Source organism: Bacillus sp. GMa5/1 (assembly GCF_050172015.1).
GTDB classification, from domain to species: domain Bacteria; phylum Bacillota; class Bacilli; order Bacillales; family Bacillaceae_G; genus Bacillus_A; species Bacillus_A cereus.
Genome location: NZ_JBNLYC010000034.1, coordinates 1 through 16,577, shown reverse-complemented (window position 1 = coordinate 16,577; position 16,577 = coordinate 1). Strand labels below are relative to the sequence as shown.

The window sequence follows — 16,577 nt, the reverse complement described above, 5'->3', positions numbered from 1 at the left end:
GAAACAATGATCGATTATGCATGGCTCATACCGCTTTTCCCACTCGTTTCGTTTTTGTTACTTATTATATTCGGGAAGAAAATTAGAGAAGGAAGCAGCGTACTTAGTATTTTTTTCGTCTTTCTCTCCTTTATACTTGCGGTACTTGTGTTAATAGAAAGGTTTTCAGAAGCAAGCGTGAAGCATAAGTGGGTGTGGCTTAGAGCTGGAGATGTGGATATATCATTCGGCTTTGAAGTGACTGCATTAGGAGCTTTAATGTTATTTATCGTGACGCTTGTGAGTCTACTTGTACATGTGTATTCGAAAGGTTATATGAAAGGTGATGAACGATTACCAACCTTTTACGCATATTTAGGACTCTTTACATTTGCGATGTTAGGGCTTGTTATATCAACGAATTTATTACAGCTTTATATATTTTGGGAATTAGTTGGCCTTGGTTCATTTTTACTTATCGGTTTTTATTTCTTTAAAGAAGAAGCGAAGGCTGCTGCAAAAAAGGCTTTTATTATGACCCGTATTGGGGATGTTGGTTTATTTATCGGGATGATTTTAATTTTTTGGTACGCAGGTAGTTTTGAATATGACGCAATATTTAGGGCGATTTATACAGGGGATCTACCTCCTTACATGATTACAATAACAGCGATATTAATTTTTATCGGGGCGATGGGAAAATCAGGTCAGTTCCCGCTTCATACGTGGTTGCCAGATGCAATGGAAGGGCCAACGCCCGTTTCGGCACTTATTCACGCGGCGACGATGGTCGCAGCTGGCGTATATTTAGTAGCGACGATGTTTCCTCTATTTTCAGCAAGTACAGTGGCGATGCAGACAGTGGCAATCGTTGGAGCTTTCACTGCAATCTTTGCGGCCTCTATCGGTCTTGTGCAAACAGATATAAAGAGGGTGCTTGCTTATTCTACAGTTAGCCAGCTCGGGTATATGATGCTCGCGTTAGGTTCTGCCGGTTATGTAGCTGGTATATTCCATTTAACGACACACGCTTTTTTTAAAGCACTACTATTTTTGGCGGCAGGAAGTGTAATTCATGCTGTGCATACGCAAAACATTAATAAAATGGGCGGTTTACAGAAGAAGATGAAAGTAACTGGTACGCTATTTTTAATAGGTACCCTTGCCATTAGCGGTGTTCCGCTGCTTTCCGGTTTTTTCAGCAAAGATGAAATTTTAGCGGCGACGTGGATGAATGGCAATTACGTTTTATTTACTTTAGCGGTAATTGCGGCGTTTTTAACAGCATTTTATATGTTCCGCCTATACTTTCTTGTCTTTACTGGAGAAACGAAGACGAAGGAAGAAGTGCATGAATCGCCTCGCGTTATGACGTATCCAATGATTGTTCTCGGCGTTCTTGCGGTAGTGGCAGGATATATAAATACACCATGGTTTGGGACATTTCTCGGAGATTGGTTGACGAAAGATGTAGGGTTTAAGGTTGAAGAAGCGCATGGACCAGTTTGGATTATGATTGTTGCGACACTCGTTTCATTTGCGGGAATCGCTCTTGCATATTTCATATATGGCAAGAAATCAATTTCTAGAGATTGGGCTGGGGGTACGGAAACATCTCTTTATAATCTTTTGAAAGAAAAATATTATGTGGATGAACTATACAACATGACGGTGATCCCTATTACGAAAGGAATCGCTCATGTGCTTCGCTTATTTGAAGTGTATGTAGTCGAAGGAATTGCAGTTTTAATTGGAAGTGTAGTTAAAGGCACAAGTAATCTTGGATCGAAACTTCAAAACGGGAATGTACAAGTGTACGGTACTGTAACGGTGGTTTCGCTCGCTGTACTCGTCATTATTTTGCTCTATACGGGAGGGGATTTACGATGAATGATTTGTTGTTAACGTTCTTCATTTTTTCCCCGCTTTTAGGAATTTTATTACTTGTATTAACACCGAAAAAGGAATTGCGTACAGTGCGGGCGCTTGGCTTATTTGGGACGGCACTTCCATTTGGAATCGCTATCGTCCTCGCTTGTACATATGCTTCTGGAAAGAATTTGTCACTATTTGATGAAAAGGTGAAATGGATTAAGTTTGGAGATTTTACAGCGGTGGATAAAAGGTGGTTTTCTATTTATTACGAGCTCGGTATTGATGGTTTGTCGCTTGTCATGATGGTACTGACGGCTCTTCTAGCGATGCTTGCAGCAATTGCAGCCTTTTCTATTAAAAGAAACTTAAAAGCATTTTATATGCTGTTACTTATGCTAGAAATAGGAATGCTCGGCGTCTTTGCTGCTCAAAATTTAATGTTGTTTTTTATCTTCTTTGAAATTACGTTGCCACCAATGTTCTTATTAATTGGAAAGTGGGGAAAATTGTCGAGTGAAAAGGCTGCGTATAGTTATTTAATATATAACGGTATTGGCTCAGCTATTTTGCTCATTGTTTTCTCAATTCTGTTCGCGAAAACAGGTACAACAAATATTGTGGAGCTGAAAGAGATATTAAGAAGCGTAAGTGCAGAAGGAGAACTTGTCATCCCAAGTAGCTTACAGCTTGGTGTATTTATTTCCATAATGATTGCCTTTGCAATTAAACTACCTGTTTTTCCGTTGCACCGCTGGATGGTCAATGTACACATAGAAGCGCATCCAGCTGTAGTTATGCTTCATGCTGGAGTTTTGCTAAAGATTGGAGCATACGGTATTATTCGCTTCGGGAAAGGGCTATTCCCGGAATATTTTCACGATGTTGCAACGCTAATTGCGATATTAGGCGTAATTAATTTATTATACGGTGCCTTTTTAGCGCTCATCCAAACGGACTTTAGGAAAGTACTGGCTTACTCTAGTATTTCGCATATGGGAATTGTGTTAATGGGACTTGCGTCACTTAATGCACCTGGTACACAAGGAGCGCTATTCCAAGTTGTATCACATGGTTTAATTGCAGCCTTGCTATTCTTCCTACTGGGTGTTATAGAACAACGATTTGGAACTTCGGATATTACGGTGCTAGGCGGACTTGCGAAAAGTGTACCGATACTTAGCGGATTCTTTTTAGCAGGAGGAATGGCATCGCTTGGATTACCAGGGATGTCTGGGTTTGTTAGTGAATTTCTTGCCTTTCTCGGTTTATTTCAAGGAGAGCCCGTCATTGCTGCAGTCGGTGTGATTGGCATCATTTTAACCGCTGTATACGTATTAAGGGCGACACTTCAAGTGACATTTGGAAAGAAAGAGTGGGAAGCAAAATCTGATATACACGGATGGGAGTATGTCCCTGTTTTACTACTTATCTTTTGTATTATTGCAATTGGAGTTATGCCAGAGTTACTAGGGGATCCGCTTCAAAATACATTGAAAACATTGGGGGTGAAGTAGGATGGATATGAATACGTTACTTAGCTTATCGTGGCATCTAATGGTGCCAGAATTTATTATTCTCGGCGCCGCCATCCTTCTTTCCATATGTGATTTGTTTTTTAAGCTGAATCATAGATATGTAGCTCTTGGTGCGATTGCTGCTATCGTATTAGCAATCGTGTCATTAATTACGCTATATAGCGAACCAGCTGGAGATATTTTAAACGGATCGTTTGTGTTAGATGGATTTTCAAAAGGGTTTAAAACATTGCTATTAGGTGCCTCAGCTCTCATTTTATGTACCGCAATGAGCGATGATAAGAAGAATCCAATTGAAGATAAGGGTGAATATTATTACTTATTTTTAATGGCACTTCTTGGTGCGATGTTCATGGCTTCTAGTGTTGATTTCATTACCCTTTTCGTTGGTTTGGAGTTACTTTCACTTTCTTCCTATATTTTAGTAGGAATACGAAAAAAGAGCCGTGCATCAAATGAAGCGGCAATGAAATACGTCATTAGCGGAGGAATTGGAACGGCGATTACGCTCTTCGGAATGAGTTATTTATACGGTATTACAGGTTCAACTAACATTGTAGATATGCAAAAGGTACTCACTGGGGAACTCGCTAGTGGTATTCAGTTATTGTTAGCTCTCGCATTTCTTTTATTGCTAGTTGGTCTCTCATTTAAAATTGCCACAGTGCCGTTTCATATGTGGGCACCTGATGTGTATGAAGGAGCGGCTACACCTGTTACTGCTTTTCTTGGAACGATTTCTAAAATTGCTGGTTTCCTACTCATTATTCGTTTGTTCCTTATGGTTTTTGCAAGTGTATTAATACAAGGAGATATGCAATCTTTATATGGGCATATGAGTATATATATTGCGGTGCTAGCAAGTATTACGATGATTGTTGGGAATGTAGTCGCGTTAAAACAATACAATATAAAGCGTTTATTTGCTTATTCGGGCATTGCTCATGCAGGGTATTTACTCGTTCCACTTGTGGCATTATCACCATTTACGATGGATAGCATGTGGTTTTATATGCTGGCATACATGCTTATGAATATAGGTGCATTTGCTATCATCCACGGCTTAATCTTACAAAATGATGAGGAAAATATAACGATTTTCACAGGTTTATATAAAAGGTCGCCATTTGCAGCGATTATGATGACAATTTTTATTTTATCGTTGGCTGGGATACCAGGAACGGCTGGCTTCATTGGAAAGATTAATATCTTTTTAGGCGCGCTTCATGTAGAGCCAGCACATTACGTACTAGCTTCGATTATGATGGGTACGACAGTCGTTTCATTCGTATATTATTTCCGTATTTTACAACAAATGTTTTTCCGCACAGGAGAGACAGAAGAGAGAATACGGTTACCGTTAAATATAAAGGTTGTTATGAGTCTTTGTGCAATTTCGATTGTAATACTAGGGATTATGCCGATGATTGGGTACAATTTCTTTTATGAATATTTTCCATTAATGAAAGATTTCTTCTTCTTAGGGAACGTGGTACAATAGTGAAAATAAAAGGTGTGGAGTCAGTACTCTGCGCTTTTTATTTTGTGTTAACTTGTAATGTAGATATACGTTTTTGGAAAGAAAATCACGATGTAAAATGTAAGATGTCTATGTGCATTTGAAAAAGTGTAGCTCCTACTTATTATGGTATCGTTTTTATATTCTTTCATAAGTAGTAGCTGAGTAAAAAGGGGTCGATTTTTTGGCACAACTTTTAGGGCAACAAGCACTGATTGCCATTGTTTCGCATTTATTGTTTATTACCATTACGTGGTGGGCCTTACAAGGCATTCACATTGAGCGTTTAATGAAGTCCGGAAAAGTGCTGCAGACGCGAGTATTACTCATCTTAATTACAATTGCAATTGGGACATCTGTAAGTAACTTTTTCCTTGATTATTTAGGCTATTCGAAGAGTTTAACGTATTTAGTAAAGTAAGTGTATAGAACCTCAAATCTCCGTTAACAATGGGGATAGGAGGGGATGAAATTGAAGCTTAAAGCCATTCTTATTGTTGCACTTAGTGTTGTTTTATTTTTGGTTGGATATAGAGAGATGAAACCGATAAGCGATGAACAGAAAATGGAGAGCATGATCAAGGCTTTGGAGAAAAATGATGCTAAAGTAGAAAAATGGTCATGGTTAGCGAGAGAAACAAAAACAATTTCTAACATACATACGTTTCAAAAGTTGTTAAACGATGTGAAGGAAAAGGCAAATATTCAAAAGTGGGAAGTAGAGCAATCTCCAGATGGATATAAAGCTACATCCTATAAAAAGCTTTCTTCTTATGAAGAACGAGTAGTAGTAACTTGGAGTAAAGAAAATACTAAAGAAAACACTTTCATTATCTTTGAAGTAAGTGGGGCGAAATGGGACCCGAAGTATGTTCAAAACATGAATAAAATTTTTAGTGAAAAACCTATAATTTACACTTGTGTTCAAGGTGTACTGAATGATAAGATTGAAGGTGTTTTGCAAAATAAAACCAATCAGGTTTTGAAAGATCTTTCAGCAAGAGCGATCGAACAAGTAGAAGAAAGAGCATTTGTGTCAGTCTCCGCATACAATAAAAAGTGGGATGACGCTCTTTCAACAAATAGAGAGAAAATAAATGTGCAAATAGCAATACGTTCTACAGACAACAAAGATACAATTGTGGTTGGCACACCGATCATAACTTCTGAGTATTGAGTGAATAGATACTGAAAAAAGGACACGGAGGGGAATAATTTGGAAAAGATCATCGTCCGTGGCGGAAAGCGGTTAAACGGCACAGTGCGTGTTGAGGGCGCAAAAAATGCTGTATTACCTATAATCGCTGCAGCCCTATTAGCGAGTGATGGAAAGAATGTACTATCTGAAGTACCAGTTTTGTCTGATGTATACACAATTAATGAGGTATTACGTCATTTAAATGCTGAAGTCGTATTTGAAAATAATCAAGTAACAATCGATTCTTCTAAAGAACTAAACATTGAAGCACCATTTGAATATGTACGTAAAATGCGTGCATCTGTTCAAGTAATGGGACCATTATTAGCACGTAACGGTCGTGCTCGTATTGCACTTCCTGGTGGATGTGCAATTGGTTCACGTCCAATTGACCAACATTTAAAAGGCTTCGAAGCAATGGGAGCAAAAGTACAGGTTGGTAACGGTTTTGTTGAGGCATATGTTGAGGGAGAACTAAAAGGAGCTAAAATCTACTTAGACTTCCCAAGCGTAGGCGCGACAGAAAACATTATGTCTGCAGCTACATTAGCAAAAGGGACAACAATTCTTGAAAACGCAGCGAAAGAACCAGAAATCGTTGACTTAGCTAACTTCTTAAATGCGATGGGAGCAAAAGTACGCGGAGCTGGAACTGGAACGATTCGTATCGAAGGCGTTGATAAATTATATGGTGCAAACCACTCTATTATTCCTGACCGTATTGAAGCGGGAACATTCATGGTTGCAGCAGCAATTACTGGTGGAGACATCTTAATTGAAAATGCTGTACCTGAACATTTACGCTCAATTACAGCGAAAATGGAAGAAATGGGTGTTAAAATTATTGAGGAAAACGAAGGTGTACGTGTTATCGGCCCAGATAAGTTAAAAGCGGTTGATATTAAAACTATGCCTCACCCAGGTTTCCCAACAGACATGCAATCACAAATGATGGCATTATTACTACAAGCTGATGGAACAAGCATGATTACAGAAACGGTATTCGAAAACCGCTTTATGCACGTTGAAGAATTCCGTCGTATGAATGCTGATATTAAAATTGAAGGTCGTTCTGTTATTATGAACGGTCCAAACAGCTTACAAGGTGCTGAAGTAGCAGCAACTGACTTACGTGCTGCAGCTGCATTAATCTTAGCTGGTTTAGTATCAGAAGGTTATACTCGTGTAACTGAGTTAAAACATCTTGACCGTGGCTATGTAAACTTCCATAAGAAATTAGCTGCATTAGGTGCAACTATTGAACGTGTAAACGAAAAAGTAGAAGAAGTGAAAGAACAAGAAGTTTCTGATCTTCACGCTTAATTGAAATAGTCTCTATGTCTTTTGACATAGGGGCTATTTTTTTGGGTTATTACTGTTATAGTCAATAAATTCTATACTTATGCACGTACCAGTAAAAATATTTAGAAAATTTCTGTTTTATACTCTTCCCCTTAAGTATGTTCTAAAAGAAAGAGTTGTTCCATAAGAATGAATGGAGTAAAGCTTTTATATTGGGGGAAAATAGGATGAAATTTTCAAAGCCACTTTTTATTACAGTAGCGCTCTTAATAGCGCTCGTTATCATTGTACCTGCAGCCCTTGTTATTCCATTTGCGAAAGCAAAAGTAGGGGAAGAAACGGCCTCTAAAACTCCTCCAGCGATAGAAAGCATACCAGCTCCAGGAAAAGTAGATACAGCTGTTCAAGTCGCTGTATATCGCGAAAAACAGAAGAAGGTAGAAACATTACCAGTGGAGGAGTATGTGACAGGTGTAGTAGCTTCTGAGATGAATGCCAGTTTTGAAATAGAGGCACTAAAGGCACAGGCATTAGCAGCGAGAACATTTGTAGTACAACGTATGCTAAGCGGAGGAAAGAAAAATAATGCGGACGTGACAGATACGGTGAAAGATCAAGTGTACAAAAGCAAAGATGAATTGAAGAAGCAATGGGGCAATAACTACGAAAATAATTTGAAGAAAATCGAAGAAGCCGTTTCGAAAACAGCAGGACAAGTTTTAACGTATGATGGAAAACCAATTTCAGCATCCTTCTTTTCAACGAGTAATGGCCGAACAGAAAATGCAGCTGACTATTGGGGAAATGATTATCCGTACTTGAAAAGTGTAGATAGTCCGTGGGATCAAGCCTCTCCAAAGTTTACGAGCGAGCAAACATTTACAGTAGCTGATTTTCAAAAACGTCTCGGTGTGAAAGTGCTAGCAGACGGGAAGGTTGGAAATATTAAAGACCTTACGGAAGGAAAGCGCGTAAAGGATGTAGCTTTTCAAGGAAAAACATTAACAGGAAAAGAAGTTCGTGAAAAGTTAGATTTACGTTCTTCTGATTTCACGTGGAAACAACAAGGAGATAAAATCATCGTTACAACGAAAGGCTTCGGTCACGGCGTTGGTATGAGTCAATACGGGGCGAACGGCATGGCAGCGGAAGGAAAGAAATATACAGATATCGTCGCTCATTACTATAAAGGCGTTGAAATAAAGACGATGAATGATTATGAAGGAAAACTGATGGTGAAGAAATAGGTGTCAGAACTCTGGCACCTATTTTTTTGTTTAAAATATCATAATTTTCCATTAACTGTTTGATATAATAGGATAAAAAGGCATTTGGGGGAAATGAAATGGCGTTACTAGAGTTGAAACAGTTAGGGAAGACGAACCAGTTACCGGAAATTGAGCTAAAGGTTGAAAAAGGACAATGTATTGTTTTGCAATGCAATAATCATACAGCTAAAGTGTTACACCGCATTATTATTGGTGAAGAAGAAGCTTCAACTGGCAACGTACTGTTTGAAGGGGAAGCAATTGGAAAGAAAAATTATTCTCGCATCGGTTTTTGTTTTTTGAAAGATGAAGCATATGATCGTTTGAAGGTGAAGGAATACTTTAAGTTTCTATTAGGACTTTATGAATCAAAGGTAAGTATAGAAGAAGTCGTACAGTATGTTGGTCTCCTAGATAAACTAAACGTTAAAATAGAAAAACTATCATTTTCAGAGAAGCGCCGTCTTCATATAGGACGAATTATGATTCATAATCCAGATTTAGTCATTTTGGAAGAGCCAGAGCAAAATGTAGATACAGAGAGTACGATTATTATTCGAAAAGCAATTATGAAAATGAAAGAGCAAGGAAAGGCAATCTTTATTACGTCATCTTTCCTATCGGATGCCCTTTCGTTAACAGAGGATGTATACATATTAAACAACGATGGTGTGAAAAAAGTAGAAATTGAACAAGAGGAAGTGGAAGAAGTCGGTGAAGAAAAAGTCATTCAAATGATTCCGCAAATGAAGTTAGAAAGAATACCTGCGAAAGTGAACGATAAAATCATTTTACTTGATCCGATGGAAATCCATTTCATTGAAACGCAAAACGGAGTAACGCATATTCACGTTCGTGAAGGCGATTTCGTATGTGCATTAACATTAAGTGAACTAGAAGCGAGATTAACAGGTTTTGGTTTCTTTAGATGTCATCGCTCGTACCTTGTGAATTTACAAAGAGTGCGAGAAGTGATTACTTGGACTCGTAACAGTTTTAGCTTAATTTTAGACGACGAAAGAAAAAGTTCAATCCCGCTTTCAAAAGGACGAATGGATGAATTAAAAGGTGTTATTGGACTATAAAAGTGCTCCAATAAGCTCAACATGCGATTCATTCACCGGTAAAAATACTCCTTTTACCGGTATTTTAATGCGCCTACCCTTTGTTTTTCATATGATTGAGTCAAGAAAAGCGAAACAAACGAACGAAAAGCGCTAAAGCGACTTTCATCTATAAAGAAGAAAAACAAAGGGGATGAAGAAATGACATTGGCAATTGAAATGAAAGATGTAATGAAAAGTTTCAGTGGAAAAACGGCACTTCGAAATGTAAATATTGAGGTGAAGCAAGGAGAGATATTCGGATTCCTTGGACCGAGTGGATCTGGTAAGACGACAACAGTAAAAATTTTAACTTCTCAATTGCTTCATAGTGTTGGAACGGTAAGAGTATTAGGGAAAGATATTACAGGACCAAGTAGCATCGATTACAAACGAATTGGTATTTTAACAGATAACAGCGGCTTATATGAAAGACTTAGCATTTATGATAACTTACTATTATTTTGTGACTTATATGATTGCAAAAAAGAACGAATCGATGAAGTACTAGCACAAGTGAATTTATTAGATGATAAAAAAACACCAGTAAAAAAATTATCAAAGGGAATGAAGCAACGCGTCACACTAGCAAGAGCAATCCTTCATAAACCAGATATTCTCTTCTTAGACGAACCAACATCTGCACTTGATCCAGTAAACGTACAAAATATTCATAAAATCTTAAAAGACTTAAATAAAGAAGGAACGACGATTTTCTTAACGACTCACAACATGGACGAAGCAGAAACGCTTTGTAACCGCATTGCCTTCCTGTGTGGCGGAGAGATTGTAGCACTTGATACACCGGAGAACCTTCGCTTACAATACGCGAAAGATCAAATACAAGTCGTGTTAAAGGATAAGAAGAAAGAAACGGTACAAAAAGATGAATTAGGTGCAAAACGTATTTCAGAATGGATGAACAAAGGAGAATTACTATCCATTCATTCACACGAACCAACTTTAGGCGATATCTTTATTGAAGTTACTGGGAGGGGATTATAATGACATTTTCAATGAGACGTGTATCAGCTATTTTTAGAAAAGAAGTACAAGATTTTAAGACAAATTCACAAGTGTTGTTAATGGCATTTTTACCAATTATACTTTCATTTTTGTTTAGCAGATTTGGAGTGGGAAAGGAAATGTTAGGCATTACTACTATAACGGCCTTCCTATTTGTCGCAGGCTTTGTTCAATCTATGGTAATTGCAGAAGAAAAAGAAAAACATACATTGCGTGTATTAATGCTATCACCGGCATCTTCGGTTGAAGTTCTACTTGGAAAAAGTATATTAACAGTATGTTTGACATTGGGCATTTGTATTGTGAACTTATTTATTTTGGATCAATTCAGTGGAAATCTATTATTGCTAGGATTTATTTTCTTATGTGGAACAATTTTATTTATTGTGATTGGAACAATGATTGGATTGTTAGCTGCATCTGTACCACAAACATCAATAATTGGAATGCCGATATTAATGACGATGTATTTGGCTGTACAGTTTGAGCCAATGGTTGAAAATAAAGTAATTAAGACGATGATTGGATATCTTCCAACATCTCATATTGTGAAAGCACTTAACAGTTTAGTAGGTGGGGCGGGATTTGGTAGTATTAGTGGGCATGTATTAAATGTTGCAGTTTGGCTTATCATATCGCTCTTTGTATGTTTAATCGTATATAAAAAGAAACAATTAGATTAAAAACTGAGCCAAAAGTGCTCAGTTTTTTCTTTTTTCTATCATTTCCTCGGAAATTTTACAATTCTTATACATATTTTTACAGATTTTGTCGAAAAGTAATTAGTTATACGTTGTATAGGATACGTGAATATTGTTCAAAATGATTGCTGAGGTGATGATGGAATGCGAGGAAGAAATAATAAAAAGTCGCAAAAGGTAGTACATTTATTTCAAAAAAGATGGGTGTTTCCGGCACTATACATTGCTTGTGCAGCGGTAATCTTAATGGTTGCGCTATGGTTCCAAGGAGCTAATCCGAAGAAGACTCCAAACCACGATCAAGCAACACCGTATACACAATCGGAAGATCCAGCAGTACCAGTAACAAAATCTTCAGAAGTAGTGAAAATGCCAGCTGCCGCGAATGCGGAAGTAGTCGTACAGAAGAAATTCTATGAAGATGCAGCAACTGAGGCGGAACAAGAAAAAGCACTTGTCTTTTATAACAACACATATTCCCCGAACAAAGGAATTGACATTGCTGCGAAGAATGGAAAAGAATTCAATGTTGCTGCTGCTTTAAGTGGTACAGTAACGAAAGCTGAAAAAGATTCACTTCTTGGTTATGTTGTAACAGTTGATAGTGGAAATGGTGTAGCGGTATCTTATCAAAGCTTAGGCAGTGTGAAAGTAGAAAAAGGTGCAAGAGTTGCACAAGGTGAAGTATTAGGAACATCCGGTCTAAGTGCAATGAATAAAGAGGCAGGCTCTCACGTTCACTTTGAAGTACGTAAAGACAATGTGGCTGTGAACCCTGAACGTTACTTAAATAAATCAGTAACAGAAATTAAAGCTGATGCAGGTGCTGCAAAGGCTACGAATGCTTCTGGTAAAAAAGCTGATGACAAATCTCAAAAAGAAGAGAAGTCAACGAGCACGAAACCTGAAAGTAAAACAGAAGACAAGTCTCAAAAAGAAGAGAAATCAACAAGCGGTTCAACTAGTGACAAAAAAGAAGAACCGAAGAAAGAAGAAAAATCAACAAATGGTTCTACAGAATCATCTAACGATTCTTCTTCACAAGAATAAGAAAGTGAAAAAATCAGTTCCCACTAGGGGAGCTGATTTTTTTATTTTTATATAAAAATACTCAACTTCGAGAAAAAAGTTGCAATAACAAGGAAAAATGACGAGATTCTCGAATATATATTACAAAAGGGAGGGGATACTGTGTCATTTTTGTTTGTTCTGTCGACTGCTATTATTTTATTGTTTGTTTTATTCACTTTATATTATTACATTACCGGTAAGAAAGAGGTTCCCCACCATCAATTGTTAGAAGAAGAATTGGAACGAGAAGAATGACACCTTATATATAAGGTGTCATTTTTTTCGCTATAATAGTCAGTTTTAACGTATTTCTCACAAAAAAACGTAATTTTTCTTAACTTAGTCCGCAAAAATAGTGAACATGTAGCATATATCAGTAGTGCGGGCAATACAATGGTATAAACCAAAGCAAAGAGAGTGTTTGAGGTGAGAAATCGTGAATCATTTCATTATAAATCCAAGAATGTTTAACGCTTACAAACAGCACTCACACTTACTTCTTAGTCGTATGCAGCGAGGCTCATTTCACCCTTCTCACATCCAAATTAGGGAGGCGAGTGGTGTGCACGATTACATCAAAGAGAGAACTATCAAGATTGGTAAGTATATCGTGGAGACAAGAAAGACAGTGCGTGTCATTGCAAAGGAATTTGGGGTATCAAAGAGTACAGTCCATAAAGATTTAACAGAACGTCTACCAGAAATTAATCCAGAGCTCGCAAATGAAGTGAAAGAAATTCTTGATTATCATAAGTCTATTCGTCATTTAAGAGGTGGAGAAGCAACAAAACAAAAGTATAGAAAAGAAGATGTAGAGAAGCCTGTACGTCAATAATGTTACAGTAGCAAACATTCCGTTCACATTCGGTAATATTTTTCAGAAGAATTCTTTTTGCGAATATTACGTTTCTGTTAAATTTATGATAAAATCAGAAATTAGGTGAAAAGAATTCGGGTGTAACCTGATTTTGAATATCGAGGAGGAAAAAACGGGAATGTTTGCGCGAGATATCGGAATTGACCTAGGTACGGCTAACGTATTAATTCATGTTAAAGGTAAGGGTATTGTATTAAATGAGCCATCTGTTGTGGCGATTGATCGTAATAGTGGTAAAGTATTAGCAGTAGGTGAAGAAGCGAGAAGCATGGTGGGACGTACGCCTGGTAATATTGTAGCAATTCGTCCACTTAAAGATGGTGTAATCGCAGACTTCGAAATTACAGAAGCAATGTTAAAGTATTTCATTAACAAATTGGACGTAAAGAGCTTCTTTTCAAAACCTCGTATTTTAATTTGTTGTCCAACAAATATTACATCAGTAGAACAAAAAGCAATTCGTGAAGCTGCTGAACGTTCAGGTGGTAAAACAGTATTTTTAGAAGAAGAACCAAAAGTAGCCGCAGTTGGTGCTGGTATGGAAATCTTCCAACCAAGCGGTAACATGGTTGTTGATATTGGTGGAGGTACAACAGATATCGCTGTACTATCTATGGGTGATATTGTTACCTCTTCCTCTATCAAAATGGCTGGCGATAAGTTTGATATGGAGATCTTAAACTATATTAAACGTAAGTATAAGCTATTAATCGGAGAACGTACTTCAGAAGATATTAAAATTAAAGTTGGTACAGTATTCCCAGGTGCACGTAGCGAAGAACTTGAAATTCGCGGACGTGACATGGTAACAGGCTTACCACGTACAATTACAGTATGCTCTGAAGAAATTACAGAAGCGTTAAAAGAAAATGCAGCTGTTATTGTACAAGCTGCAAAAGGCGTATTAGAGCGCACACCACCAGAACTATCTGCAGATATCATCGACCGCGGTGTTATTCTAACAGGCGGTGGAGCTTTACTACACGGTATCGACATGCTTCTAGCAGAAGAACTAAAAGTACCAGTATTAATTGCTGAAAACCCAATGCACTGCGTTGCGGTTGGTACAGGTATTATGTTAGAGAATATCGACAGATTACCAAAGCGTGCTTTGAGATAATTTGAAAGAACTAAGGCTAATGCCTTAGTTCTTTTTTCGTTTTTATATTTTTTTATTTTGTTTTTTTGCGAAAATGGAAGGAAAATAGAGAAATATGAAGGAAACAGGTAAAATATTCATATATATGGTTAAATTTAATATTTCCTTAATTGAAAACGTTTATAATATAATGAGTCGAATACGACATTAAGGCAAATAATGTTTCAATACATATTGCCTTTCCCTAATTTTGGCATACACTCTTTTCCACCTCCGTGTCAGTTGCAAAAATGTGCAACTATTTTAATGGAATAGAGTGTGTGCATTTTTTTTAGGAAGTTGTACTAAATATAAAATGTTACTTTGTAATGACAAACAATAAACAAAATGGGATAATAGCAATATGTCCAAGTGGTAAGACCAATATTACAAAAGGGGCGATTGTTACATGCTAAATATAGAACAAATTAAAGAAATCATTCCTCACCGCTATCCATTTTTACTTGTTGATAAAATATTAGAAGTAGATGAAGGAAAAAGAGCGGTTGGGATTAAAAATGTATCCGCAAACGAAGAATTCTTTAACGGACACTTCCCTGACTATGCAGTTATGCCTGGTGTACTTATTGTAGAAGCATTAGCGCAAGTAGGAGCAGTTGCAGTATTAAAGAAAGAAGAAAACCGCGGAAGACTTGCTTTCTTTGCAGGTATCGACAATTGCCGTTTCAAAAAACAAGTACGCCCAGGTGATCAGCTTCGTCTAGAAGTAGAAATGACACGCGTACGCGGCCCAATTGGAAAAGGAAAAGCAATCGCAACAGTAGATGGTGAAGTTGCATGTGAGGCAGAAATTACATTTGCGATTGGTGATAAAAAAGAATAGATAGTACTAAAAAATCTCCTTGTGAAAAGACAAGGGGATTTTTTAGTTTCTGCTATATAACGATGAAACGATAATATACAAACTAATCAGAAAATATCTTGTAAATAGATGGTAATTACCATATACTTACTTTATTATTTATCTAGAAAACAGGATAAGTGATAAAGGTAATAAAGAAATAAGGGCATTGTCATATTGTTAAGATACTTAAATAAGACAAAGTAGAATGTTATTGATTATGATGAAATATGGGGAAAACAGCAAAAAATTAATTAGACGTATGAAATCGAGCATAAAAGAGAGAAAAGGGAAATGTCGCATTTCACAAAAGGAGATTATGAATATGTTCGGGAGAAAGAAAAGAAAACCATTACGACAATTAATTACACATAAAGAGCCTAAATCGCGTATTACAGAACAATACCGTAACATTCGTACAAACATTGAGTTTACATCTGTAGATAATCATGTTCGTTCTATTATTGTTACTTCAGCCGACCCAGGTGATGGGAAAACAACAACAATCGCAAACTTAGCAGTTGTTTTCGGACAACAAGGAAAGAAAGTTTTATTAATTGGAGCTGACTTGCGTAAGCCGACGATACAAAACTTATTTGCTATTCATAGTTCAAATGGGTTAACGAACCTATTATCAGGACAAGCGAAACTCGTGCAATGCATTCAAAAAACAGATATAGAGAACGTATACTTAATGGCAGCAGGTCCAATCCCGCCAAACCCAGCAGAACTATTAGGGAGCCGGGCAATGGACGAGGCGTTGCTAGAAGCATATAACATGTTTGATATTATATTAATCGACACACCACCTGTCCTTGCGGTTACAGATGCACAAATACTTGCGAATAAATGTGATGGAATCGTACTCGTTGTACGAAGTGAAAAGACAGAAAAAGATAAAATCGTAAAAGCGAAACAAATATTAGATAAAGCATCAGGCAAACTACTAGGTGTTGTTTTAAACGATAAAAGAGAAGAAAAAGAACAGTATGGTTATTACTAAAATATGAAAAAGCCAACAAAAATTTTGTTGGCTTTTTTGTTTTCTAAAAATTATTTATCAAGTTATACAGTGTAAAAAGTATGATATGATAAAATTTTTGGGAAATCATTGGAATGTGTT

16 protein-coding genes are annotated in these 16,577 nt (G+C 37.1%); all 16 read left to right on the top strand.

The window, feature by feature from the left end:
• Nucleotides 1-6 precede the first annotated feature (6 nt).
• The 16 genes from nuoL (at nt 7) to ACQGSG_RS10940 (ending at nt 16,457) form a co-directional block, all read left to right on the top strand.
• Nucleotides 7-1,869: an NADH-quinone oxidoreductase subunit L gene (nuoL, locus tag ACQGSG_RS11015; RefSeq protein ID WP_325842427.1), complete on the top strand. Its 1,863-nt coding sequence runs from the start codon at nt 7-9 to the stop codon at nt 1,867-1,869.
• On the top strand, nt 1,866-3,368 hold the full coding sequence (locus tag ACQGSG_RS11010; protein ID WP_098290722.1) for an NADH-quinone oxidoreductase subunit M: 1,503 nt from the start codon (nt 1,866-1,868) through the stop codon (nt 3,366-3,368). Before nuoL ends, ACQGSG_RS11010 begins: the two co-directional genes overlap by 4 nt.
• A gap of 7 nt (nt 3,369-3,375) precedes the next feature.
• Nucleotides 3,376-4,890, top strand: coding sequence for an NADH-quinone oxidoreductase subunit NuoN (gene nuoN, locus ACQGSG_RS11005; protein ID WP_033668383.1), 1,515 nt, complete (start codon nt 3,376-3,378; stop codon nt 4,888-4,890).
• A 202-nt stretch (nt 4,891-5,092) separates the two neighbouring features.
• Nucleotides 5,093-5,329, top strand: coding sequence for a DUF1146 family protein (locus tag ACQGSG_RS11000; protein WP_000057889.1), 237 nt, complete (start codon nt 5,093-5,095; stop codon nt 5,327-5,329).
• A 51-nt stretch (nt 5,330-5,380) separates the two neighbouring features.
• Nucleotides 5,381-6,085, top strand: a complete 705-nt coding sequence (locus ACQGSG_RS10995) for a YwmB family TATA-box binding protein (protein WP_000767916.1) — start codon at nt 5,381-5,383, stop codon at nt 6,083-6,085.
• 39 nt (nt 6,086-6,124) lie between these two features.
• The gene (murA, locus tag ACQGSG_RS10990; protein WP_000411274.1) at nt 6,125-7,429 is read left to right on the top strand and encodes a UDP-N-acetylglucosamine 1-carboxyvinyltransferase; all 1,305 of its coding nucleotides are present in this window, start codon (nt 6,125-6,127) and stop codon (nt 7,427-7,429) included.
• A gap of 206 nt (nt 7,430-7,635) precedes the next feature.
• On the top strand, nt 7,636-8,655 hold the full coding sequence (gene spoIID / locus ACQGSG_RS10985) for a stage II sporulation protein D (RefSeq protein WP_000672663.1): 1,020 nt from the start codon (nt 7,636-7,638) through the stop codon (nt 8,653-8,655).
• 98 nt (nt 8,656-8,753) lie between these two features.
• The gene (locus tag ACQGSG_RS10980) at nt 8,754-9,761 is read left to right on the top strand and encodes a LytTR family transcriptional regulator DNA-binding domain-containing protein (RefSeq protein WP_098295358.1); all 1,008 of its coding nucleotides are present in this window, start codon (nt 8,754-8,756) and stop codon (nt 9,759-9,761) included.
• A 180-nt stretch (nt 9,762-9,941) separates the two neighbouring features.
• Nucleotides 9,942-10,784 carry an ABC transporter ATP-binding protein gene (locus ACQGSG_RS10975; RefSeq protein ID WP_000170864.1) on the top strand — a complete coding sequence of 281 codons (843 nt, stop codon included), beginning with the start codon at nt 9,942-9,944 and terminating at the stop codon, nt 10,782-10,784.
• Nucleotides 10,784-11,488, top strand: coding sequence for an ABC transporter permease (locus ACQGSG_RS10970; protein ID WP_000144447.1), 705 nt, complete (start codon nt 10,784-10,786; stop codon nt 11,486-11,488). The genes ACQGSG_RS10975 and ACQGSG_RS10970 overlap by 1 nt, the downstream gene beginning before the upstream one ends.
• Before the next feature lie 162 nt (nt 11,489-11,650).
• Nucleotides 11,651-12,556 (top strand): M23 family metallopeptidase, encoded by a 906-nt coding sequence (locus tag ACQGSG_RS10965; RefSeq protein ID WP_001214926.1) that lies wholly within the window; start codon nt 11,651-11,653, stop codon nt 12,554-12,556.
• Nucleotides 12,557-12,697: 141 nt separating this feature from the next.
• Nucleotides 12,698-12,832: an ABC transporter ATP-binding protein gene (locus ACQGSG_RS10960; protein ID WP_097995108.1), complete on the top strand. Its 135-nt coding sequence runs from the start codon at nt 12,698-12,700 to the stop codon at nt 12,830-12,832.
• A gap of 307 nt (nt 12,833-13,139) precedes the next feature.
• Nucleotides 13,140-13,412 (top strand): sporulation transcriptional regulator SpoIIID, encoded by a 273-nt coding sequence (gene spoIIID, locus ACQGSG_RS10955; protein WP_000544012.1) that lies wholly within the window; start codon nt 13,140-13,142, stop codon nt 13,410-13,412.
• A 160-nt stretch (nt 13,413-13,572) separates the two neighbouring features.
• Nucleotides 13,573-14,574 (top strand): rod shape-determining protein, encoded by a 1,002-nt coding sequence (locus ACQGSG_RS10950; protein ID WP_000457978.1) that lies wholly within the window; start codon nt 13,573-13,575, stop codon nt 14,572-14,574.
• 427 nt (nt 14,575-15,001) lie between these two features.
• Entirely contained in the window at nt 15,002-15,436 is a 435-nt protein-coding gene (gene fabZ, locus ACQGSG_RS10945; protein ID WP_000931959.1) for a 3-hydroxyacyl-ACP dehydratase FabZ, read from the top strand.
• A gap of 343 nt (nt 15,437-15,779) precedes the next feature.
• Nucleotides 15,780-16,457: a CpsD/CapB family tyrosine-protein kinase gene (locus ACQGSG_RS10940; protein ID WP_048655555.1), complete on the top strand. Its 678-nt coding sequence runs from the start codon at nt 15,780-15,782 to the stop codon at nt 16,455-16,457.
• Nucleotides 16,458-16,577: the final 120 nt, after the last annotated feature.